The 15,722-nt window shown below is 60.2% G+C and carries 14 protein-coding genes and 1 pseudogene; 5 read left to right on the plus strand and 10 right to left on the minus strand.

Going from position 1 to position 15,722, the window contains the following annotated elements; translation table 11 throughout:
• Nucleotides 1–121 precede the first annotated feature (121 nt).
• From AB7M29_RS06585 to cpaB, 5 genes are all read right to left on the minus strand, one after another.
• Nucleotides 122–1,012, minus strand: a complete 891-nt coding sequence (locus tag AB7M29_RS06585) for a type II secretion system F family protein (protein ID WP_454246563.1) — start codon at nt 1,010–1,012, stop codon at nt 122–124.
• Nucleotides 1,009–1,893, minus strand: coding sequence for a type II secretion system F family protein (locus tag AB7M29_RS06590; RefSeq protein WP_454246564.1), 885 nt, complete (start codon nt 1,891–1,893; stop codon nt 1,009–1,011). The genes AB7M29_RS06585 and AB7M29_RS06590 overlap by 4 nt, the downstream gene beginning before the upstream one ends.
• Nucleotides 1,894–1,904: 11 nt before the next feature.
• Nucleotides 1,905–3,185, minus strand: a complete 1,281-nt coding sequence (locus AB7M29_RS06595) for a CpaF family protein (RefSeq protein ID WP_052966581.1) — start codon at nt 3,183–3,185, stop codon at nt 1,905–1,907.
• A complete protein-coding gene (locus AB7M29_RS06600) occupies nt 3,182–4,387 on the minus strand; it encodes an AAA family ATPase (protein WP_217855742.1) in 1,206 nt (401 codons plus the stop codon). The genes AB7M29_RS06595 and AB7M29_RS06600 overlap by 4 nt, the downstream gene beginning before the upstream one ends.
• Before the next feature lie 89 nt (nt 4,388–4,476).
• The gene (gene cpaB, locus AB7M29_RS06605; protein ID WP_454246565.1) at nt 4,477–5,406 is read right to left on the minus strand and encodes a Flp pilus assembly protein CpaB; all 930 of its coding nucleotides are present in this window, start codon (nt 5,404–5,406) and stop codon (nt 4,477–4,479) included.
• A 325-nt stretch (nt 5,407–5,731) separates the two neighbouring features.
• Between cpaB and AB7M29_RS06610 the strand changes: the two genes are divergently transcribed.
• Both AB7M29_RS06610 and AB7M29_RS06615 read left to right on the plus strand, forming a co-directional pair.
• Nucleotides 5,732–5,929 carry a Flp family type IVb pilin gene (locus AB7M29_RS06610; RefSeq protein ID WP_454246566.1) on the plus strand — a complete coding sequence of 66 codons (198 nt, stop codon included), beginning with the start codon at nt 5,732–5,734 and terminating at the stop codon, nt 5,927–5,929.
• A gap of 85 nt (nt 5,930–6,014) precedes the next feature.
• Nucleotides 6,015–6,416 (plus strand): response regulator, encoded by a 402-nt coding sequence (locus AB7M29_RS06615; protein WP_454246567.1) that lies wholly within the window; start codon nt 6,015–6,017, stop codon nt 6,414–6,416.
• Between the two features lie 156 nt (nt 6,417–6,572).
• On the opposite strand, the gene AB7M29_RS06620 is transcribed toward AB7M29_RS06615, so the two are convergent.
• Nucleotides 6,573–7,427: a MaoC family dehydratase gene (locus tag AB7M29_RS06620; protein WP_454246568.1), complete on the minus strand. Its 855-nt coding sequence runs from the start codon at nt 7,425–7,427 to the stop codon at nt 6,573–6,575.
• A gap of 2 nt (nt 7,428–7,429) precedes the next feature.
• Nucleotides 7,430–8,782 carry a 3-oxoacyl-ACP reductase gene (locus tag AB7M29_RS06625; RefSeq protein ID WP_217855750.1) on the minus strand — a complete coding sequence of 451 codons (1,353 nt, stop codon included), beginning with the start codon at nt 8,780–8,782 and terminating at the stop codon, nt 7,430–7,432.
• A 171-nt stretch (nt 8,783–8,953) separates the two neighbouring features.
• Here AB7M29_RS06625 and AB7M29_RS06630 point away from each other — a divergent pair, with 171 nt between their 5' ends.
• On the plus strand, nt 8,954–10,231 hold the full coding sequence (locus tag AB7M29_RS06630; RefSeq protein WP_217855752.1) for an acetyl-CoA C-acetyltransferase: 1,278 nt from the start codon (nt 8,954–8,956) through the stop codon (nt 10,229–10,231).
• Between the two features lie 7 nt (nt 10,232–10,238).
• Here the strand turns inward: AB7M29_RS06630 and AB7M29_RS06635 are convergent, their stop codons facing one another.
• A complete protein-coding gene (locus tag AB7M29_RS06635; RefSeq protein WP_454246569.1) occupies nt 10,239–11,267 on the minus strand; it encodes a bile acid:sodium symporter family protein in 1,029 nt (342 codons plus the stop codon).
• Nucleotides 11,268–11,351: 84 nt separating this feature from the next.
• Here AB7M29_RS06635 and AB7M29_RS06640 point away from each other — a divergent pair, with 84 nt between their 5' ends.
• The gene (locus tag AB7M29_RS06640) at nt 11,352–12,143 is read left to right on the plus strand and encodes an AraC family transcriptional regulator (RefSeq protein WP_454246570.1); all 792 of its coding nucleotides are present in this window, start codon (nt 11,352–11,354) and stop codon (nt 12,141–12,143) included.
• A 128-nt stretch (nt 12,144–12,271) separates the two neighbouring features.
• Here AB7M29_RS06640 and AB7M29_RS06645 read toward each other — a convergent pair whose 3' ends face one another.
• Together AB7M29_RS06645 and AB7M29_RS06650 are read right to left on the minus strand one after the other, a co-directional pair.
• Nucleotides 12,272–13,039 carry a methyl-accepting chemotaxis protein gene (locus tag AB7M29_RS06645; RefSeq protein WP_370694472.1) on the minus strand — a complete coding sequence of 256 codons (768 nt, stop codon included), beginning with the start codon at nt 13,037–13,039 and terminating at the stop codon, nt 12,272–12,274.
• Between the two features lie 90 nt (nt 13,040–13,129).
• Nucleotides 13,130–14,218, minus strand: a pseudogene (locus AB7M29_RS06650) (cache domain-containing protein); the annotation flags it as partial.
• A 443-nt stretch (nt 14,219–14,661) separates the two neighbouring features.
• Between AB7M29_RS06650 and AB7M29_RS06655 the strand changes: the two are divergent.
• Complete coding sequence (locus AB7M29_RS06655; RefSeq protein WP_123358581.1) at nt 14,662–15,555, plus strand: PA4780 family RIO1-like protein kinase; 894 nt, start codon at nt 14,662–14,664, stop codon at nt 15,553–15,555.
• Nucleotides 15,556–15,722: the final 167 nt, after the last annotated feature.

A 15,722-nucleotide genomic window follows, 5' to 3' on the forward strand; every position in this document is an offset into this window, starting at 1 on the left:
GGGAGCGGGCTTGCTCGCGAAGACGATTTCACATTCGACATTGATGTCGACTGACACACCGCTTTCGCGAGCAAGCCCGCTCCCACAGGATCGCCGTTATCCTTGTGATAACGATGATTTTTCAACGACCAAAAGCCCGGGCCAAAGCGGTGAAGCTGGGCCCGGCCAGTACGATCAGCAGCGCCGGGAAGAGAAACAACATCATCACGACGGACATTTTCGCGGACATCTTGGAGATGTATTCCTGTAAGCGTGTCAGGCGTCGGTCATCGAGCAGTAGCTTGAGCCCCAGCAGTGATTTCATGGCGCCGCCGCCCTGGTGGATCAATTGCTGAAGAATCACGCAGGTGTCGGTGAACTCGTCCACCGCCAGCAACTGGGTGGCCTTGTTCAGTTCTTCGCCCAGTTCCAGACCCGAGTCGACCCGGGTCAGTATCAGGCGCAGTTCGTGGGTCAGGGCCGGCAGTAATTGTTTGCCTTCGATGCTCAGCACTCGCAGCGACTGCTCGACCGCCATGCCGGATTCGAACAGGATGCGCAGCAGTGGAATGAAGGTCGAAATCTCGATCGCCAGTTGTCTTTGCCGACGGTACGCGGCGGCGGCCAGCAAGCGTTTGGGCAGCAAATAACCGAGGGCGGTGGCGAAGGCCGGAGTGATCCAGTGGTTGTTCACCTGCGGGAAGAACACGCTCTGGATCAACAGACTCAGGACCAACGCAAGCACCGGTATGCCGATCTGGCAGGCAGCGAACAGCGAGCGTTGTCGGGCGCTGCGCCAGCCGAGGCGGTTGAGCAGCATTTGGGTTTCGTTGTCCAGTTTGACCGAGCGCTGACCGATGCGGCTGTCGCCCAGTGCTTGCAACCAGTGACTGACGCGATGGTCGCTCAGTGGTTTGCCGTCCAGTCGTTGAGCCACTTGGCGAGCACGTCGATGTTGGTCCAGCAGCCCACTGAGCAGCAACAGCGTGGCCGCCAGAAACAACAGTGCGCTGATCAGCAGGGCTATTTTCATACGCTACGCAACATGCGCCACAGCGCCAGGCAACCCACGACCTGCAGGCCGAACGCGGTCGCGAGCATCATTTGCCCCGAGCTGCTGTTCCACATGGCGAGCAGGTATTTCGGATTGGACAGCAAGAAGTAAGCGGCGAGCCCCACAGGCATCAGGGCCAACACCACCGCCGTGATGCGGGTTTCGCCCGTCATGGCGCGCAGTTGGCGCGCAGCCTGGTCTCGTTCACGGATCATTTTGATCAGGTTCTCAAACAGCTCACTGGCATTGCCGCCGTAGCGGTGATTGACCTTCAGACCCAGCGCAAACAAGCGAAACTCGTCTTTCTCGTACAGTTCGGCGAAGTCCGTGACAGCGTCAGGCAGGCTGACGCCCAAATGCACGTTGCGCTGAACCCGGCCCATGGCGTTTTTCAGTGGGTCTTCGGCGGCGTCGATGGCGACCAGCACCGCATCGGCCAGGGTGCGTCCGGACTTCAGACTGCGCACCGTGTGATCGAGCATTGGCGGCAGCTGTTCGATCATGCGCTTGAGCCGGCGCTGGTAGCACCAACTGATGTACAGCCGCAGAGCCAGAGGTGGCATCAGCAACAACGCCAGCAAACCGATCCAGCTCGCGAGGGCAAACCCCAGCAAGATGCCCAAGGCCCAGAGCAACAGCCACAACCCCAGGCGCTCGGTGGGACGGCCAAGGCCGGCGCGTAGAAAGGCCCGTTCCAGGCCAGCCCAGGACGATTTCGCCACCGCCAGTTGCGGTTGCCCCTGCATCAAGCGACCTAGGGTTCGATCGATGCCGGTCTGGCGCAGACCGTTGTAGAACAAACGGATCGACAGGCCCAGCAACGTCAGGCAAATCAGGATGAGCAGCGTCGGTTTGAGCATGCCATGACCCTTCAGTGCGATAAGGGAGAGAGCGCCGATTCACGACGCAATTTATCGCCGGCGGGGTTGACCGCCTCGCGCAGAAAACCGAAACCGGTGCGTCGGTCGAAGCGGAACAGCGTATTGGTCACGTAGATGTCATCACGAATACCCACGACCTCCACCACTTCGCTGACGCAGCGGCGGCCATCGGGCAGGCGCGTCAGTTGGATCACCACGTCCAGCGCCGCGCAGATCATTTGCCGCAGGGTGCGTTCAGCGATGGAGCGCCCGGTCAGGCCCACCAGGGTCTCCAGGCGCAACAGCGCATCCTGTGCATTGTTGGCGTGCACGGTGCTCATGGAGCCGTCGTGCCCGGTGTTCATCGCTGTGAGCACGTCGACCACTTCGACGCCGCGAATCTCGCCGAGGATGATCCGGTCCGGGCGCATCCGCAGCGCGTTGCGAATCAGATCGCTGGCCTTCACTTCGCCGTGGCCTTCGGCATTCGGCGGTCGGGTTTCCAGGCGCACCACGTGAGGATGGCCGAGTTGCAGTTCGGCGACGTCTTCGATGGTAACCAGGCGTTCGTGAGGGGCGATCAACTGGCTGAGAATGTTCAGCAGTGTGGTCTTGCCGGTGCCGGTACCGCCGCTGACAAGGATGTTGCAGCGCTTGCCCACGGCCTCCTGAATAAATTCAAAGATCGCCTGATCGATAGTTTGCATCGCCATCAGGTCGGAGCTTTTGAGCATGTCCTTGCGGAATTTTCGAATCGACAGGCACGGGCCATCGAGGGCAATGGGCGGGATGATCGCGTTGACCCTGCTGCCATCGGGCAGGCGCGCATCGACCATCGGCGAAGACTCGTCGAGCCGTCGGCCCAGGGGCGCGAGAATCCGTTGCATCACCCGTTCGACGTGGTGGTCGTCGATGAATCGCAGGTCACTCAGGTGCAACACACCCTCGCGCTCGACGAACACCCGGTGCGGGCCGTTGACCAGAATTTCGGTCACCGTCGAGTCACGCAGCAACACCTCCAGCGGGCCGAAACCGGTGAGCTCGTCGACGATTTCCTCAGCCAGCCGCTCCATCTCATAACGGGAAATCGCCAGGTGCAGACGGGCGATGTACTCGGCGACTTTGTCGATGACGAACTGCGACAGCATTGGCCGCGAACCTTCCAGCAGGTTTTTTCCGGACTCTTCGATGGCGTCGATGATGTAGCGGTGCAGCACCAGTTTCAGGCCATCGTGGTCGGTATTGCCGGCCGGCCCGTGGGAGGGCGCGCCGAAGAGTTTTTCCCCGCTCATTGCGCGCCCCTCAATCGGTCGAACCAGCCAGCCTTGGGTTTGTCCTGGTCTTCGGAGCGTTTGGCCAGTCGTTCGCCGAGGGCGCGCAGGCTTTGGGTCAGGTTTTCGCGCGGGGCCAGTTCGAACAGGCTCACCCCCTGATTCTTGGCGTTGAGCCGTACTTCCGGGCTGTAGACAAGGACCGCCATAACTTCCATGCCGAAGCTTTTGCTCAAGGTGTCGGAGTCTGGCGCGACGTTGCGCAGATAGCGGTCCACCAGCAACCTGGCATGGTCGAGCTTGAGGCCTTTTTCGCGCCAGCGGCCGAGCACCTCAAGGTTGCGTCGGCAGTCGAGCACATTCTGATCGGTGTACCACAGCAACTTGTCGCAATGGCTGACGAAGGTGCGCAACGCCTCGCTGTCCGACTGGCCGGTGAGGTTCACCACGATGTGCTGGAAATGTTGACGCAAGGCGCTGAGCAGCATGTACAGCTCGGCGGCACTGGTCTGCTCCAGCGGTTCGTCGTTGCTGGCGTAGGCGAGAATCCGCAGCCCGGCGTCACAGGTGGTGAAGGCGCTGTCGATCAGCGTCGCGTCCAGGCGCCTCAGATGTCGCAACGCGTCGCCAAAATGAAACGAGCTCTCCAGCCCCAGCAACGCAAGGCTGTCGCCACGCGGCAGGCCCAGATCCAGCAACAGTGTCTGTTGACCGCTCTTTTGCACCACGTGCGCCAAGTGGTTAGCGAGCAACGCTCCGTCGGCATTGCTCTGCGCACCGTAAAGCACGGTCAGGCCACCCTGTTGACTCTGTTGCATGTTCGGCGCCACGGTCGGCAGGCGTTTACTCAGGCGGCGCACCAGGCCGGCAACTTCACTGGAACGCGAGCCGTAAGAGACGAAATCCCGCGCACCGGCACGCATGGCATTGAGCACGAGTTGGTTGTCCATGCCGTCGCCCAAGGCAACGATCGCCAGCATCGGTTTGGCTTCCAGGGCACCCTCGATCAACGCGCTCTGGGCCACCACATGCTCACGGTCCAGACCCACGAACACCAGGCTGGCGAAGGTCACGTCCACCAGCGTCAAAAGCTCATCGAGGTTGCCGCCACCGGCGCTGATCACTCGGCCCAATGGGGCAAGGGCACCTTGCAGCCACTCGAAGTCGGTGCTGTTACGCGTGATCGCGAGGAACGTCTGACTCAGGTTCTGGGGCTGGCTCATTGCGATAACCCACCGCATTTATCGAAGCAGTCGTTGTCGAGCAAGTACTGCGTGAAACGTCTGCGCATGGAGAAGCGTCCTCGCTCGATTCAGGGCGTTTGTTGGGTGACTTCATTGCCGCGGATGACTTCCACACTCGTCTTGCGCGGTGCTGCGCCGCCGGTGGCGGGTTTGGGTGTGCCGTCCAGGGCCAGTTGACTGAACTGCACCAGTTCGCGATTGGCACTGGCCAGGCTCGCCTTTGAATCGCGGTTGCCGGCCCAGTATTGGTTCAGGCGTTTTTCCTCGGCGCTGCGCACGGCCAGGCGCAAAACCCCGACCTGAGCCGCGAGCATCAGGCGACTCAATAGGGGTTCGGGGACGGCGAGCAAAACGGTGCGGGCGCTGGCGCGCTGCTGTTCCTGCTTGAGTCTTTCTTCGGTGCTGCGCGCCGGGTTGGCAGGCTGCCCATCGTTCATCAACCCCAACTGGTCGCCGACACCGAGCACCCGCAACGCCGGGACCACGACCTGGGCCGATTGCTGGAGGTTGTTGGTGTCCATGCGCAGAAACAGCAGGACATCGACATAGTCGCCTGGGCTCAGTTGACCGCCGACATTGATCACGTCATCCGCCGCCACAGCAAGGGCGCGCTCATCGGGGCGGATCATTCGCGCCAGCGCCCCGCCGGTTTCGAAACTTTCATCATTGAGCCAACTGCCGGCAGTCAGCGTGCGCCAAGGCGTACGGCCAATGGCTTGATCGAGACGAGACAGGCTGCCGGCCGGGGCGGTACGGAGTTTTTCCACGGTCACGTCGGCGGCGGTGATTTGTTCGAACGGTGCTATGTCACGCAGCAGCACAACCACCGGCTGGCGGGTCGGGTCGTCCACCGACGCCAGTATCGGGGCCGATGATGTGCCGGGTTGCGCGATGGATTCGGGTGCCGGTTGGCGACTTAGCGCCAGCCCCCAGTAACCGGCAATGATGGCGCCTACCAGAAACAGCCCGGCCAGGCCCATGGTGATGCGACTGTTCATGACGGCTCTCCCTTTCCTGCTGCGTAACGCCCCCAAGAGTTTATAAATGAGATGACTTCGCAATCAGGCAGCTATGAACATGGAACTATTTCGCTATTTGACGGTAGCGCAGGTAGAGCAAAAAGCCATTACAGGTCAGTAAATATCTGACAAAAGTAACGGGCAGCAGCCAAAAGGGCTGCTTTATTACGTCAATGGACCAGTTATTACTTAAGTATTAATGCGTTCTTACAGTTGTTGGCCTTGGGTTTGCCGACAATGCTGATGCTGGCATAGGGGAATCATGTTGCAGCCGTGCAACATCCGCTGGCATAGGAGACACATCATGTCCTTTACTAAAGTTGTTCAGAAAATCAAATCCGAAATCGTTTTTTACAAAGACTTGGCTAAAGATACTGAGGGTGCTTCGGGGATCGAGTACGCGATCATCGCGGGTATGGTGGCTGTCGCGCTGGCGGCGTTTGCGGGACCCATCGCCGCGAGTGTCACCGCAATGTTCACCACCATTTCAGCCGCGCTTTGATTTGAAGGCTGGCAATAGGCAGTCATTTGCCAATCCCGCAAAGGGCTTCTAACGTCAAGGCTTAGTCCATTGCAGGTGTTACCCCATGAACGCTCCAGCGCTCCCTCGCCAACAGCTTCTCCTGGTCGACGATGAGGAGGATGCGTTACTGGAACTGGCGGAGTTGCTGGAGGGCGAGGGCTTTAGTTGTTTTACGGCAACGTCGGTCAAACTCGCCCTTCATCATTTGACTTGTCATCCTGATATTGCATTGGTGATTACCGATTTGCGGATGCCGGAGGAGAGTGGCATGTCGTTGATCAAGCGATTGCGTGAGCATACGGCTCGTCAGCATTTGCCGGTGATTGTGACGTCGGGGCATGCGGATATGGATGATGTGAGTGATATGTTGCGGTTGCAGGTGCTGGATTTGTTTCGCAAGCCGATTTATCACGTGCGGTTGTTGGAGACGTTGAATAATTTGTTTCCAGGGGTGGTTAGTTCCTGAGTGTACATATTCGTTGCTGCGGTAACGGCGGCTTTTTGATCGTTCCCACGCTCTGCGTGGGAACGCCTCTACGGACGCTCTGCGTTCGGCTCTTGGGACGCGGAGCGTCCCTGGCTGCATTCCCACGCAGAGCGTGGGAACGATCAGACCGAACCATCAGGCAACAGGCCGCCACTGCCCAACCATATGCTCAATCTCCCCCGCACCCATCAACTGAAAATCCCCACTGGACCCCGCCGCGCTGGACATCAGCGTCACTTCACTGGGAAGGCGCACCGGTTTCCTGAACTGCACCGCAATGTCGACGTTTGCCGTCGGCAAATGATCGGTCAGGGCTGCCAGCGTACGTGCCTTGTTCCACAGGCCATGGGCGATGGCGCTAGGGAAACCGAAGAGTTTCGCGCTGATCGCACTCAGGTGGATCGGGTTGTAGTCCCCGGACACCTTGGCATATCGGCGGCCAATGTCCGCGGGCGCTTTCCAGTGGGCCACTTCGGTCAGCGACAGCGTCGATGCGAACGCTTCCTCGACCGGTTCGCCTTCCAGTTTGACGCCGCGACAGAGCATCTGGCTTTCCGCCTCCCATAGCGGCCCCAGCTGATCGTCGAGCGTTGTCACCAAATCGAACGTCGCTCCCTTGGCATGGGGTTGCAGGTTCTGCACGTTCACGCTGACCCGCACCCGGTGCACGCCACCCATGGGGCGCAAGATGCGGATGCGATTGCTCAAGTGAATCAGCCCCAGCAGCGGGAACGGAAAAGCTTTGGCAGTGAGCAATTGCATCTGCAAGGCAAACGCCAGGATGTGTGGATACGTCGGTGGTAGCAGCCCGTTGTCGGCGAAACCACAGACCTTGCGATAAGCCTCCAGGCGTTTCGGATCGACATTGACCCAGCAGTGATAACCCAGGTCAGGCAGCGTGGTGCCGGTGATTTTGCGGCGCGTTGCTGCCTTCACATACAGCGTTTGCAGCCCTGGTTCGCTGTCGAGTGTTTGCCAGTGGGTGGTCATGGTCAGGCTCCCAAAACGCTTTGCCCGCACACGCGCAACGCTTGCCCGGTAAACGCTCCGGTGCCCGGTTGTGCCAGCCAGGCCACGGCTTCGGCGACGTCTTGCGGCAGGCCGCCCTGGCCCAATGAACTCATGCGTCGCCCGGCTTCGCGCAAGCCGAAGGGCAGGTGCGCGGTCATTTGGGTTTCGATGAACCCTGGCGCTACGGCATTGATGCTGATGCCGCGCTCACTCAGCTGCGGCGCCCAGGCCTGGGCCAGGCCGATCAACCCGGCCTTGCTCGCCGCGTAATTGGTTTGCCCGCGATTGCCGGCGATGCCGCTGATGGACGCCAGCAGGATCACTCGGCCGTTGTCGCGCAAGGTGCCGCTGTCGAGCAAAGCCTTGGTCAATACTTGCGGCGCGTTGAGGTTGACCGCCAGCACCGCGTCCCAGAATTCCGGGGTCATATTGGCCAGGGTTTTGTCCCGGGTGATGCCCGCGTTGTGAACCACGATATCGACGCCGTCGGGCAAGTGTTCGATCAATTGTGCGGCGGCGTCTTCGGCGCAGATATCCAGGGTGATGCCGCGCCCGCCGAGGCGTGCGGCCAGGGCCTCGAGATCGTTTTTGGCCGGTGGCACGTCGAGCAGGATTACCTCGGCGCCGTCGCGGGCCAGGGTTTCGGCGATCGAGGCGCCGATGCCGCGCGCCGCGCCCGTCACCAATGCCTTGCGCCCTGACAAGGGGCGACTCCAGTCCATTACCTGCGCCTCACACGCCTTCACGCGAATGACTTGTCCGGAAATGAACGCACTTTTGGGCGAGAGGAAAAACCGCAATGGGCCTTCCAGTTGATCTTCGGCACCTTCGCCGACATAGATCAGCTGCAAAGTTCCGCCGCTGCGCAGTTCCTTGGCCAGCGAACGGCTGAAACCTTCCAGGGCGCGTTGGGCGCTGGCGGCGAACGGGTCGCTCAAGGTCTCAGGCGCCCGGCCAAGAATCACCAGGTGCGCATGGTGATCGAGGTTTTTCATCAGCGGCTGGAAGAACTCGCGCAGCTGTTTCAACTGATCGACCTGCACCAGATCACTGGCGTCGTACACCACGGCTTTGAGTTTCTGGCCGTGGCCGGGAATCCAAGCGGTGGCCAGGGTCGGATCGGTGCCGTAGCTGTAAATCGTGTCGGTCAGGCGGTTGGCGAGAGTGCTGACTTTTTCCGCCAACGGGCCACCGCCAATCAACAGCGCCCCCTCGATTGGCCGCAGTCGGCCTGCTTGCCAGCGTTCCAGTCGTACCGGCGACGGCAGACCCAGGGCACCGACCACACGATGGCCGATGGACGAATTGGCGAAGTCGATATAGCGATCAGACATGAATCACGCTCCAGCAGCTGGGGTTAAAAGTGTGGACCAGGAATTGCAATTAGTCGTTCGATCCACGAGATACGGCCTACGCTTGATCATTGCAGGTTAGTTTGAGATTGGGTTTAGCAGGACTTTCAGGAACTGGTTTGGTGTTCATCGTTGATTAAAAGGAGCGTTTTCATGACTCAGCTGCGTCGCGTCGCGATTATCGGTGGTAACCGTATCCCCTTTGCCCGGTCCAACGGGCCGTACGCCACTGCCAGTAACCAGGCGATGTTCACCGCAGCGCTGGAAGGCCTGATCGAGCGCTATAACCTGCACGGTGTGCGCATGGGTGAAGTGGCGGCAGGTGCACTGCTCAAGTATTTGCGCGATTACGGCCTGACCCGCGAATGCGTGCTGGGCTCGCGGTTGTCGCCGATGACGCCGGCCTACGACATCCAGCAAGCCTGCGGCACGGGGCTGGAAGCGACGCTGTTGGTGGCGAACAAAATCGCCCTGGGTCAAATCGAATGTGGCATTGCCGGTGGCGTCGATACAGCCTCGGATGTGCCGATCGGGGTCAACGAAAGCCTGCGCAAGATCCTCTTGCAAGCCAACCGCGCCCGAAGCACCGCCGACAAACTGAAAACCTTCCTGCAACTGCGTCCCCGCCACTTGATGCCCGACTTTCCAAGCATCGGCGAGCCGCGCACCAACCGGTCGATGGGCGAACACTGTGAAATGATGGCCCAGACCTGGAGCATCCCGCGTGACGAGCAGGATCAGCTGACCCAGCAAAGCCATCAGAAACTGGCCGCGTCCTACGCCGAAGGCTGGCACAACGATTTGATGACGCCGTTCCTCGGCCTGACCCGGGACAACAACCTGCGCCCGGATCTGACCCTGGAAAAACTCGCCTCACTGAAACCGGCCTTCGAGAAAAGCGCCAAGGGCACCCTGACCGCGGGCAATTCCACGCCACTCACCGATGGCGCGTCTGTGGTGTTGCTGGGGAGTGAAGAATGGGCGAAAGAGCGCGGCTTGCCGATTCTTGCCTATTGGCGTGACGGTGAAGCGGCGGCGGTGGATTTCGTCAATGGTGCCGAAGGGCTGCTGATGGCGCCGGCTTATGCCGTGCCGCGTTTACTGGCGCGCAATGGCCTGACCTTGCAGGATTTCGATTACTACGAAATCCACGAGGCGTTCGCCGCGCAGGTGCTCTGCACACTCAAGGCCTGGGAAGATCCGGAGTTCTGCAAAACCCGCCTCGGCCTCGACGCACCGTTGGGCTCCATCGACCGCAGCCGCCTCAACGTCAAGGGCAGTTCACTGGCCGCCGGGCATCCGTTTGCCGCCACCGGTGCGCGCATCGTTGCCAACCTGGCGAAGCTGCTGGACGCGGCAGGCAAAGGCCGAGGGTTGATTTCGATCTGCGCAGCGGGCGGTCAGGGCGTGACGGCGATTATCGAGCGCTGATTGCTGATTACTGGGGGTTGAGCACTGCCGCGCTTTGCTGCGCGGCCAGTTCCCGGTTGCGGTTGGCGTAACCCTCGGCCATCACCGAGCAGACGATCAGCTGCAACGGGTGATAGATCATGATCGGCAGCAGGATCAAGCCAAGGCCGGGGTTGGCGCCGAAGATCAACGCCGCCATCGGTGCACCGGCCGCCAGGGATTTTTTACTGGCGCAGAACACCGCGGCAATCTCATCGGCAGGGCTGAACTTCAGCGCGCGAGCGGTGCGGGTGGTCATCCACAGGATGATTGCCAGCAGAATCGCACTGCCCAGCAGCGCAGTCAGAATCACGCTGTTGCCCTGTTGCTGCCACATCCCCGACACCATCGAATTGCAAAACGCCGAGTACACCAGCAGCAGAATCACCAGTTTGTCGGCGATGTTGGTATAGCGCTTGTGCCGAGCGAAAAACTTGCCCAGTAACGGCCGCAGCAATTGCCCGAGCACCAGCGGCAATAGCAGCATGGTGCACAAGTCGAGCAGGGTTGCACCGAGGTCGATACCGCCAGCGCCGCTACCGACCACGAAACTCACCAGCAACGGTGTCAGAAAAATCCCCAGCACGCTGGACAGGCTCGCGTTGAGAATCGCTGCCGGTACGTTGCCGCCCGCGCTGCCGGTCAGGGCCACGGATGAGGAAATGGTCGAAGGCAGGGCGCAGAGGTAGAGGAAGCCGAGCATCAGCAGTGAGGGGATATGCGAACCCAGCAGTTTGTCGCTCAGCAGCCAGATCAATGGAAACACCGCAAAGGTGAAGACTTGAACCATCACGTGCAGCTTCCAGTTTTTCAGCCCGTGGTTGATCTGCTCGCTGGAGAGGTTGATCCCGTGCAGGAAGAACACCAGAAACACGCCGATGTTAATCACATACTCCGCGTGCATCCCGCCGCCAGTGGCGCCGAAGATCGGGAAGAAATACGCCAGCAGCGTGGCAATCAGCATGCCGCACAAGAACCAGTCGGTGACCACGCGTTTGAGGTGTTTGAAGGCATGCATGACCGGCACCGAATACGTTTGTAAGAATTGATGACTTAGCCTAACGTCGGCCCCATCAGCCGTCTTGCGACATAAGGCCAATCAATGCCGACTAACGGACAACTTTCTCTCGAGCGCACGATCCCGGCGCTAACGGCGTTGCCGCGTCCGTTGTATGCGCGGGCGGAAAGTCTGAACGCCGGTTCGTGGACGCCGCCGCATCGTCACGATTGGGTGCAGTTTTCCTACGCCATCAGCGGCGTTCTCGGTGTGCATACCGCCGAGGGCAGTTTCTTTGCGCCGCCGCAGTGGGGCATCTGGATTCCGGCGGATCTCGAGCATCAGGTCGTGACCTCGATGCGTGCCGAAATGCGCAGCCTGTACGTGCGCCGCGAGGACTGCCATTGGGCGGACGGGCGTTGCCGGGTGCTGGAAGTCACGCCATTGGCGCGGGAGCTGATCAAGCGTTTTTGCCTGTTTCCGGTGGAGTATCCACAGGGCGACAGCCAGGAGGCGCGATTGGTGGGCGTGCTGCTGGATCAGTTGGCGAGTCTGCCGGAGGTGGGGTTTTCCCTACCGCTGCCCCGGCATGAACGGTTGCTGGGCTTGTGCAACGAGTTGATCGACAGCCCTGAACGCAATGCGACCTTGCAGGAGTGGGCCGAGCGTTTGGGCACGTCGGAGAAAACCCTGATGCGCTTGTTTCAGCGTGAAACGGGGTTGAGCTTCCGTGGCTGGCGGCAGCGCATGCGGCTGCTGTCGTCGTTGAGTTTGCTGGAGGAGGGGAACAGCGTGACCCATGCCGCGCTGTCTTGCGGGTATGACTCGACGTCGGCGTTTATTGCGGCGTTCAAGGGGTTGTTCGGGTTTACCCCGGGGGAACTGTTTAGGCAGTAACACCACCGAACCAATGTGGGAGCGGGCTTGCTCGCGAAGAGGCCATCACATTCAACATCTCTGTTGGCTGACAGTCCGCTTTCGCGAGCAAGCCCGCTCCCACACTGGATCTGCGGTGTTCTTGGATATTAGGTTCTGAACCGCCGAACCAACCCATCCAGCTCATTCGACAACCCCGCCAGGCTCTGAGAATCCAGGCGCGCCGAGTTCGCCAGTTCCGCCACCAACTGCGCATCGCCATGAATCTGGCTGATGTGGCGATTGATGTCTTCCGCCACTTGATGCTGTTCCTCTGCCGCCGTGGCGATCTGAGTGTTCATGTCGCGAATCACATCCACCGATTCACGAATCTGCCCAAAACTGCTGCGTGCTTCACCGATACGGGTCACCGATTGCTGCGACACTTCCAGGCTCGCGTGCATCTGCTGCGTCACCTGGCTGGTGCGTTTGGCCAGGTTGCCCAGCAACCCGTCGATTTCCGCCGTAGAGTCGGCCGTCCGTTTGGCCAAGGCGCGAACTTCATCCGCCACCACCGCAAAACCACGACCCTGTTCACCCGCCCGGGCCGCTTCGATGGCGGCGTTCAGTGCCAGCAGGTTGGTCTGTTCGGCGATGGAACGAATGGTCCCGAGGATCGACTGAATGTCGTTGCTATCGCGCTCAAGCTGTTGCATCGATTGCGCCGATTGTTCGATTTCCTGGCTCAAACGATCAACACTGCTCACGGCGGCATCGATCTGCTGCTGACCTTCGCGCGCCTGGCGCTGGCCGCTGTCGGCCGACTCGGCGGCCTGGCTGCAGGAGCGTGCGACTTCGTTGGCGGTGGCGACCATTTCGTGGAACGCCGTGGACACCATGTCCACCGCTTCACGCTGGCGCCCGGCGGCTTCGGCCATGTCGCTGGACACCTGGGTCGAACTCTTGGAGGTGGCGAGGATCTTGGTCGCGGCGCCGCCGATGCTTTGGATCAGGTTGCGAATCGCCGCCAGAAACTGATTGAACCAGTTGGCCAATTGAGCCGTTTCGTCGCTGCCACGGATTTGGAGATTCTTGGTCAGGTCGCCTTCACCTTGGGCGATGCCTTCCAGACCGCTGGCCACGCTGCGGATCGGCCGCACGATCAGGCTGGCGAAACTGGCTCCGACGATGGCGAAGAATACCGCCAGTACCGCTGCAATGATCGCGATCAGCCAAGTCAATTGGGTGGCCGAGCTCATCACGTCGGTCTGCTTGATCAGGCCGATAAAGGTCCAGCCCAGTTGTTCCGACGGCCAGACGTTGGCCATGTAGCGCTCGCCATTGAGCTCGACTTCCACCAGCCCTTTGCCGGCCTTGGCCAGTTGCGCGTAGCCGTCGCCGAGACTGTTGAGGGCCTTGAAGTTGTGTTCCGGTTGCTTCGGATCGACCAGCACTTTGCCGGTGTTTTCCACCAGCATCAAATAGCCGGTTTCGCCGAGTTTGATCTGTTTGACGATTTCGGTGAGCTGCTTGAGCGTCACGTCGATGCTGACCACGCCGCCATTGCTGCCCAGTTTGTTGTCGATGGTGCGCACGGTGCTGACGTAAGTCGCGTCATCCTGAGCCCAGTAATAGGCCTCGGTGCGAAATGGTTTGCCGGGTTTGGCCTGCGCGGCTTTGTACCAAGGGCGCTGGCGCGGATCGTAATTGCTCAGTTTCGCATCGTCCGGCCAAGACACGTAACCGCCCGCCGCCGTACCGAGGATGGCATAGGCGTAGGCCGGGTGGCTGTTGCCCAGGTCCTGGAGGAGGGCGAAGACCTTTTTGTCCGACTCGCCTTGGGGAATGCTCTCGGCGTTGGCGCTCATGTAGGTCTTGAGGCTGTCGTCGGAGTCCTTGATCAGCGGTTGGGTGGCCAGGTAATCGACGTTCTGGCTGATGCCGTCAAAGAACAGCTGCATGGCATTGCTGACCTGACGAATCTCACGGCCGCTGCCGTCGACAAAATTATCCTTGGCGTCGCTGCGCAAGTTCAGCACCACGAGGGTGGCGACCAGCACCACGGGCAAGCAGGCGATGATTGCAAACGCCCAGGTCAACTTCTGTTTGATGTTCATCCGCGCTCCAGTTTTTTCTTGTAGGCCCACGCAGTGCAGATGACTCGCGGATTATTGGCAGCCGAAAATGTTCGATACCCCGATCCTTGAGTGCGCCCTCGTTATCATTGTCGGGGCGATTGTCGGACAATTCCTTTTCTCTCTAATGACTTCGGCTGACGAACGTGGAAATTTAGGCCTGTTGAGAAAAATCCGGCGAAGGGTAGGGGCTACATGTCAGATTCTGTCGCAAATGCCCCTGTAGCCCTTCGTCAACAAGTGGCGCAGGCTCAGCTATGATCCTGAGCGGTCAATGAGTTGTGCCCGTTTATCCGGCACATTGTGTGCTTCTTGATGTTCATGGGAACGTTCATAGGTCGGCAACCCCTCCCGCGAATGAGAGGATTGCCGTATAACGAATGACTTTCGCGTGTTTGGTAATAAAGGACCCACAATAAAAGCTGATGAAGACTCCAAAACGCATTGAACCCCTGATCGAGGACGGTCTGGTCGACGAGGTGCTGCGCCCACTCATGAGTGGTAAAGAAGCAGCTGTTTATGTGGTGCGCTGCGGCAACGAGCTGCGTTGTGCCAAGGTCTACAAGGAGGCGAATAAACGCAGTTTTCGTCAGGCGGCCGAGTATCAGGAAGGCCGTAAGGTGCGCAACAGCCGGCAGGCTCGAGCGATGGCCAAGGGCTCCAAGTTCGGCAAGAAAGAAACCGAAGACGCCTGGCAGAATGCCGAAGTGGCGGCGTTGTTCCGCCTGGCCGGTGCCGGCGTGCGCGTACCCAAGCCGTATGACTTCCTCGAAGGCGTGCTGCTGATGGAGCTGGTGGCCGACGAGTACGGTGATGCCGCGCCGCGTCTGAACGATGTGGTGCTGGAGCCGGACCAGGCGCGCGAATATCACGCGTTTCTGATTTCGCAGATCGTGCTGATGCTGTGTACCGGTTTGGTGCACGGTGACCTGTCCGAGTTCAACGTGCTGCTGACGCCGACCGGCCCCGTCATCATCGACTTGCCGCAAGCGGTGGATGCGGCGGGCAACAACCACGCGTTCAATATGCTGGAGCGGGACGTGGGCAACATGGCGTCGTACTTCGGTCGCTTTGCACCGGAGTTGAAACGCACCAAGTACGCCAAGGAAATGTGGGCGTTGTACGAAGCCGGCACTTTGCACCCGGCCAGTGTGTTGACCGGCGAGTTCGACGAGCCGGAAGAGCTGGCGGACGTCGGCGGGATCATGCGCGAGATCGAGGCGGCCCGTCTCGATGAAGAGCGTCGTCAAGCGGTTCGGGCGGCGGATGATGCGCCACCGAGCAAGGCCGAAGAACCGCCTCCGCCGTGGATGCAGTAATCGGTTGACCCAAAACCCGGCCTCGGCCGGGTTTTTTGTAGCTGCCTGCCCGAATCCCCCAAACACCGAAGAACCAATGTGGGAGCGGGCTTGCTCGCGAAAGCGGTAGATCAGTCGACATTGATGTTGAATGACACACTGCATTCGCGAGCAAGCCCGCTCCCACA

The sequence above is a fragment of the Pseudomonas sp. F-14 TE3623 genome, from assembly GCF_053629015.1.

Excerpts from the sequence above, each read along its gene's own strand:
- AB7M29_RS06625 (WP_217855750.1), bottom strand. The coding sequence starts at position 8,782 with ATGTCTGATCGCTATATCGACTTCGCCAATTCGTCCATCGGCCATCGT.
- AB7M29_RS06610 (WP_454246566.1), top strand. The coding sequence starts at position 5,732 with ATGTCCTTTACTAAAGTTGTTCAGAAAATCAAATCCGAAATCGTTTTT.
- AB7M29_RS06645 (WP_370694472.1), bottom strand. The coding sequence starts at position 13,039 with ATGGCCGAAGCCGCCGGGCGCCAGCGTGAAGCGGTGGACATGGTGTCC.
- AB7M29_RS06600 (WP_217855742.1), bottom strand. The coding sequence starts at position 4,387 with ATGAGCCAGCCCCAGAACCTGAGTCAGACGTTCCTCGCGATCACGCGT.
- AB7M29_RS06635 (WP_454246569.1), bottom strand. The coding sequence starts at position 11,267 with ATGCATGCCTTCAAACACCTCAAACGCGTGGTCACCGACTGGTTCTTG.
- AB7M29_RS06620 (WP_454246568.1), bottom strand. The coding sequence starts at position 7,427 with ATGACCACCCACTGGCAAACACTCGACAGCGAACCAGGGCTGCAAACG.
- AB7M29_RS06590 (WP_454246564.1), bottom strand. The coding sequence starts at position 1,893 with ATGCTCAAACCGACGCTGCTCATCCTGATTTGCCTGACGTTGCTGGGC.
- AB7M29_RS06585 (WP_454246563.1), bottom strand. The coding sequence starts at position 1,012 with ATGAAAATAGCCCTGCTGATCAGCGCACTGTTGTTTCTGGCGGCCACG.
- cpaB (WP_454246565.1), bottom strand. The coding sequence starts at position 5,406 with ATGAACAGTCGCATCACCATGGGCCTGGCCGGGCTGTTTCTGGTAGGC.
- AB7M29_RS06655 (WP_123358581.1), top strand. The coding sequence starts at position 14,662 with ATGAAGACTCCAAAACGCATTGAACCCCTGATCGAGGACGGTCTGGTC.
- AB7M29_RS06595 (WP_052966581.1), bottom strand. The coding sequence starts at position 3,185 with ATGAGCGGGGAAAAACTCTTCGGCGCGCCCTCCCACGGGCCGGCCGGC.
- AB7M29_RS06640 (WP_454246570.1), top strand. The coding sequence starts at position 11,352 with ATGCCGACTAACGGACAACTTTCTCTCGAGCGCACGATCCCGGCGCTA.
- AB7M29_RS06630 (WP_217855752.1), top strand. The coding sequence starts at position 8,954 with ATGACTCAGCTGCGTCGCGTCGCGATTATCGGTGGTAACCGTATCCCC.
- AB7M29_RS06615 (WP_454246567.1), top strand. The coding sequence starts at position 6,015 with ATGAACGCTCCAGCGCTCCCTCGCCAACAGCTTCTCCTGGTCGACGAT.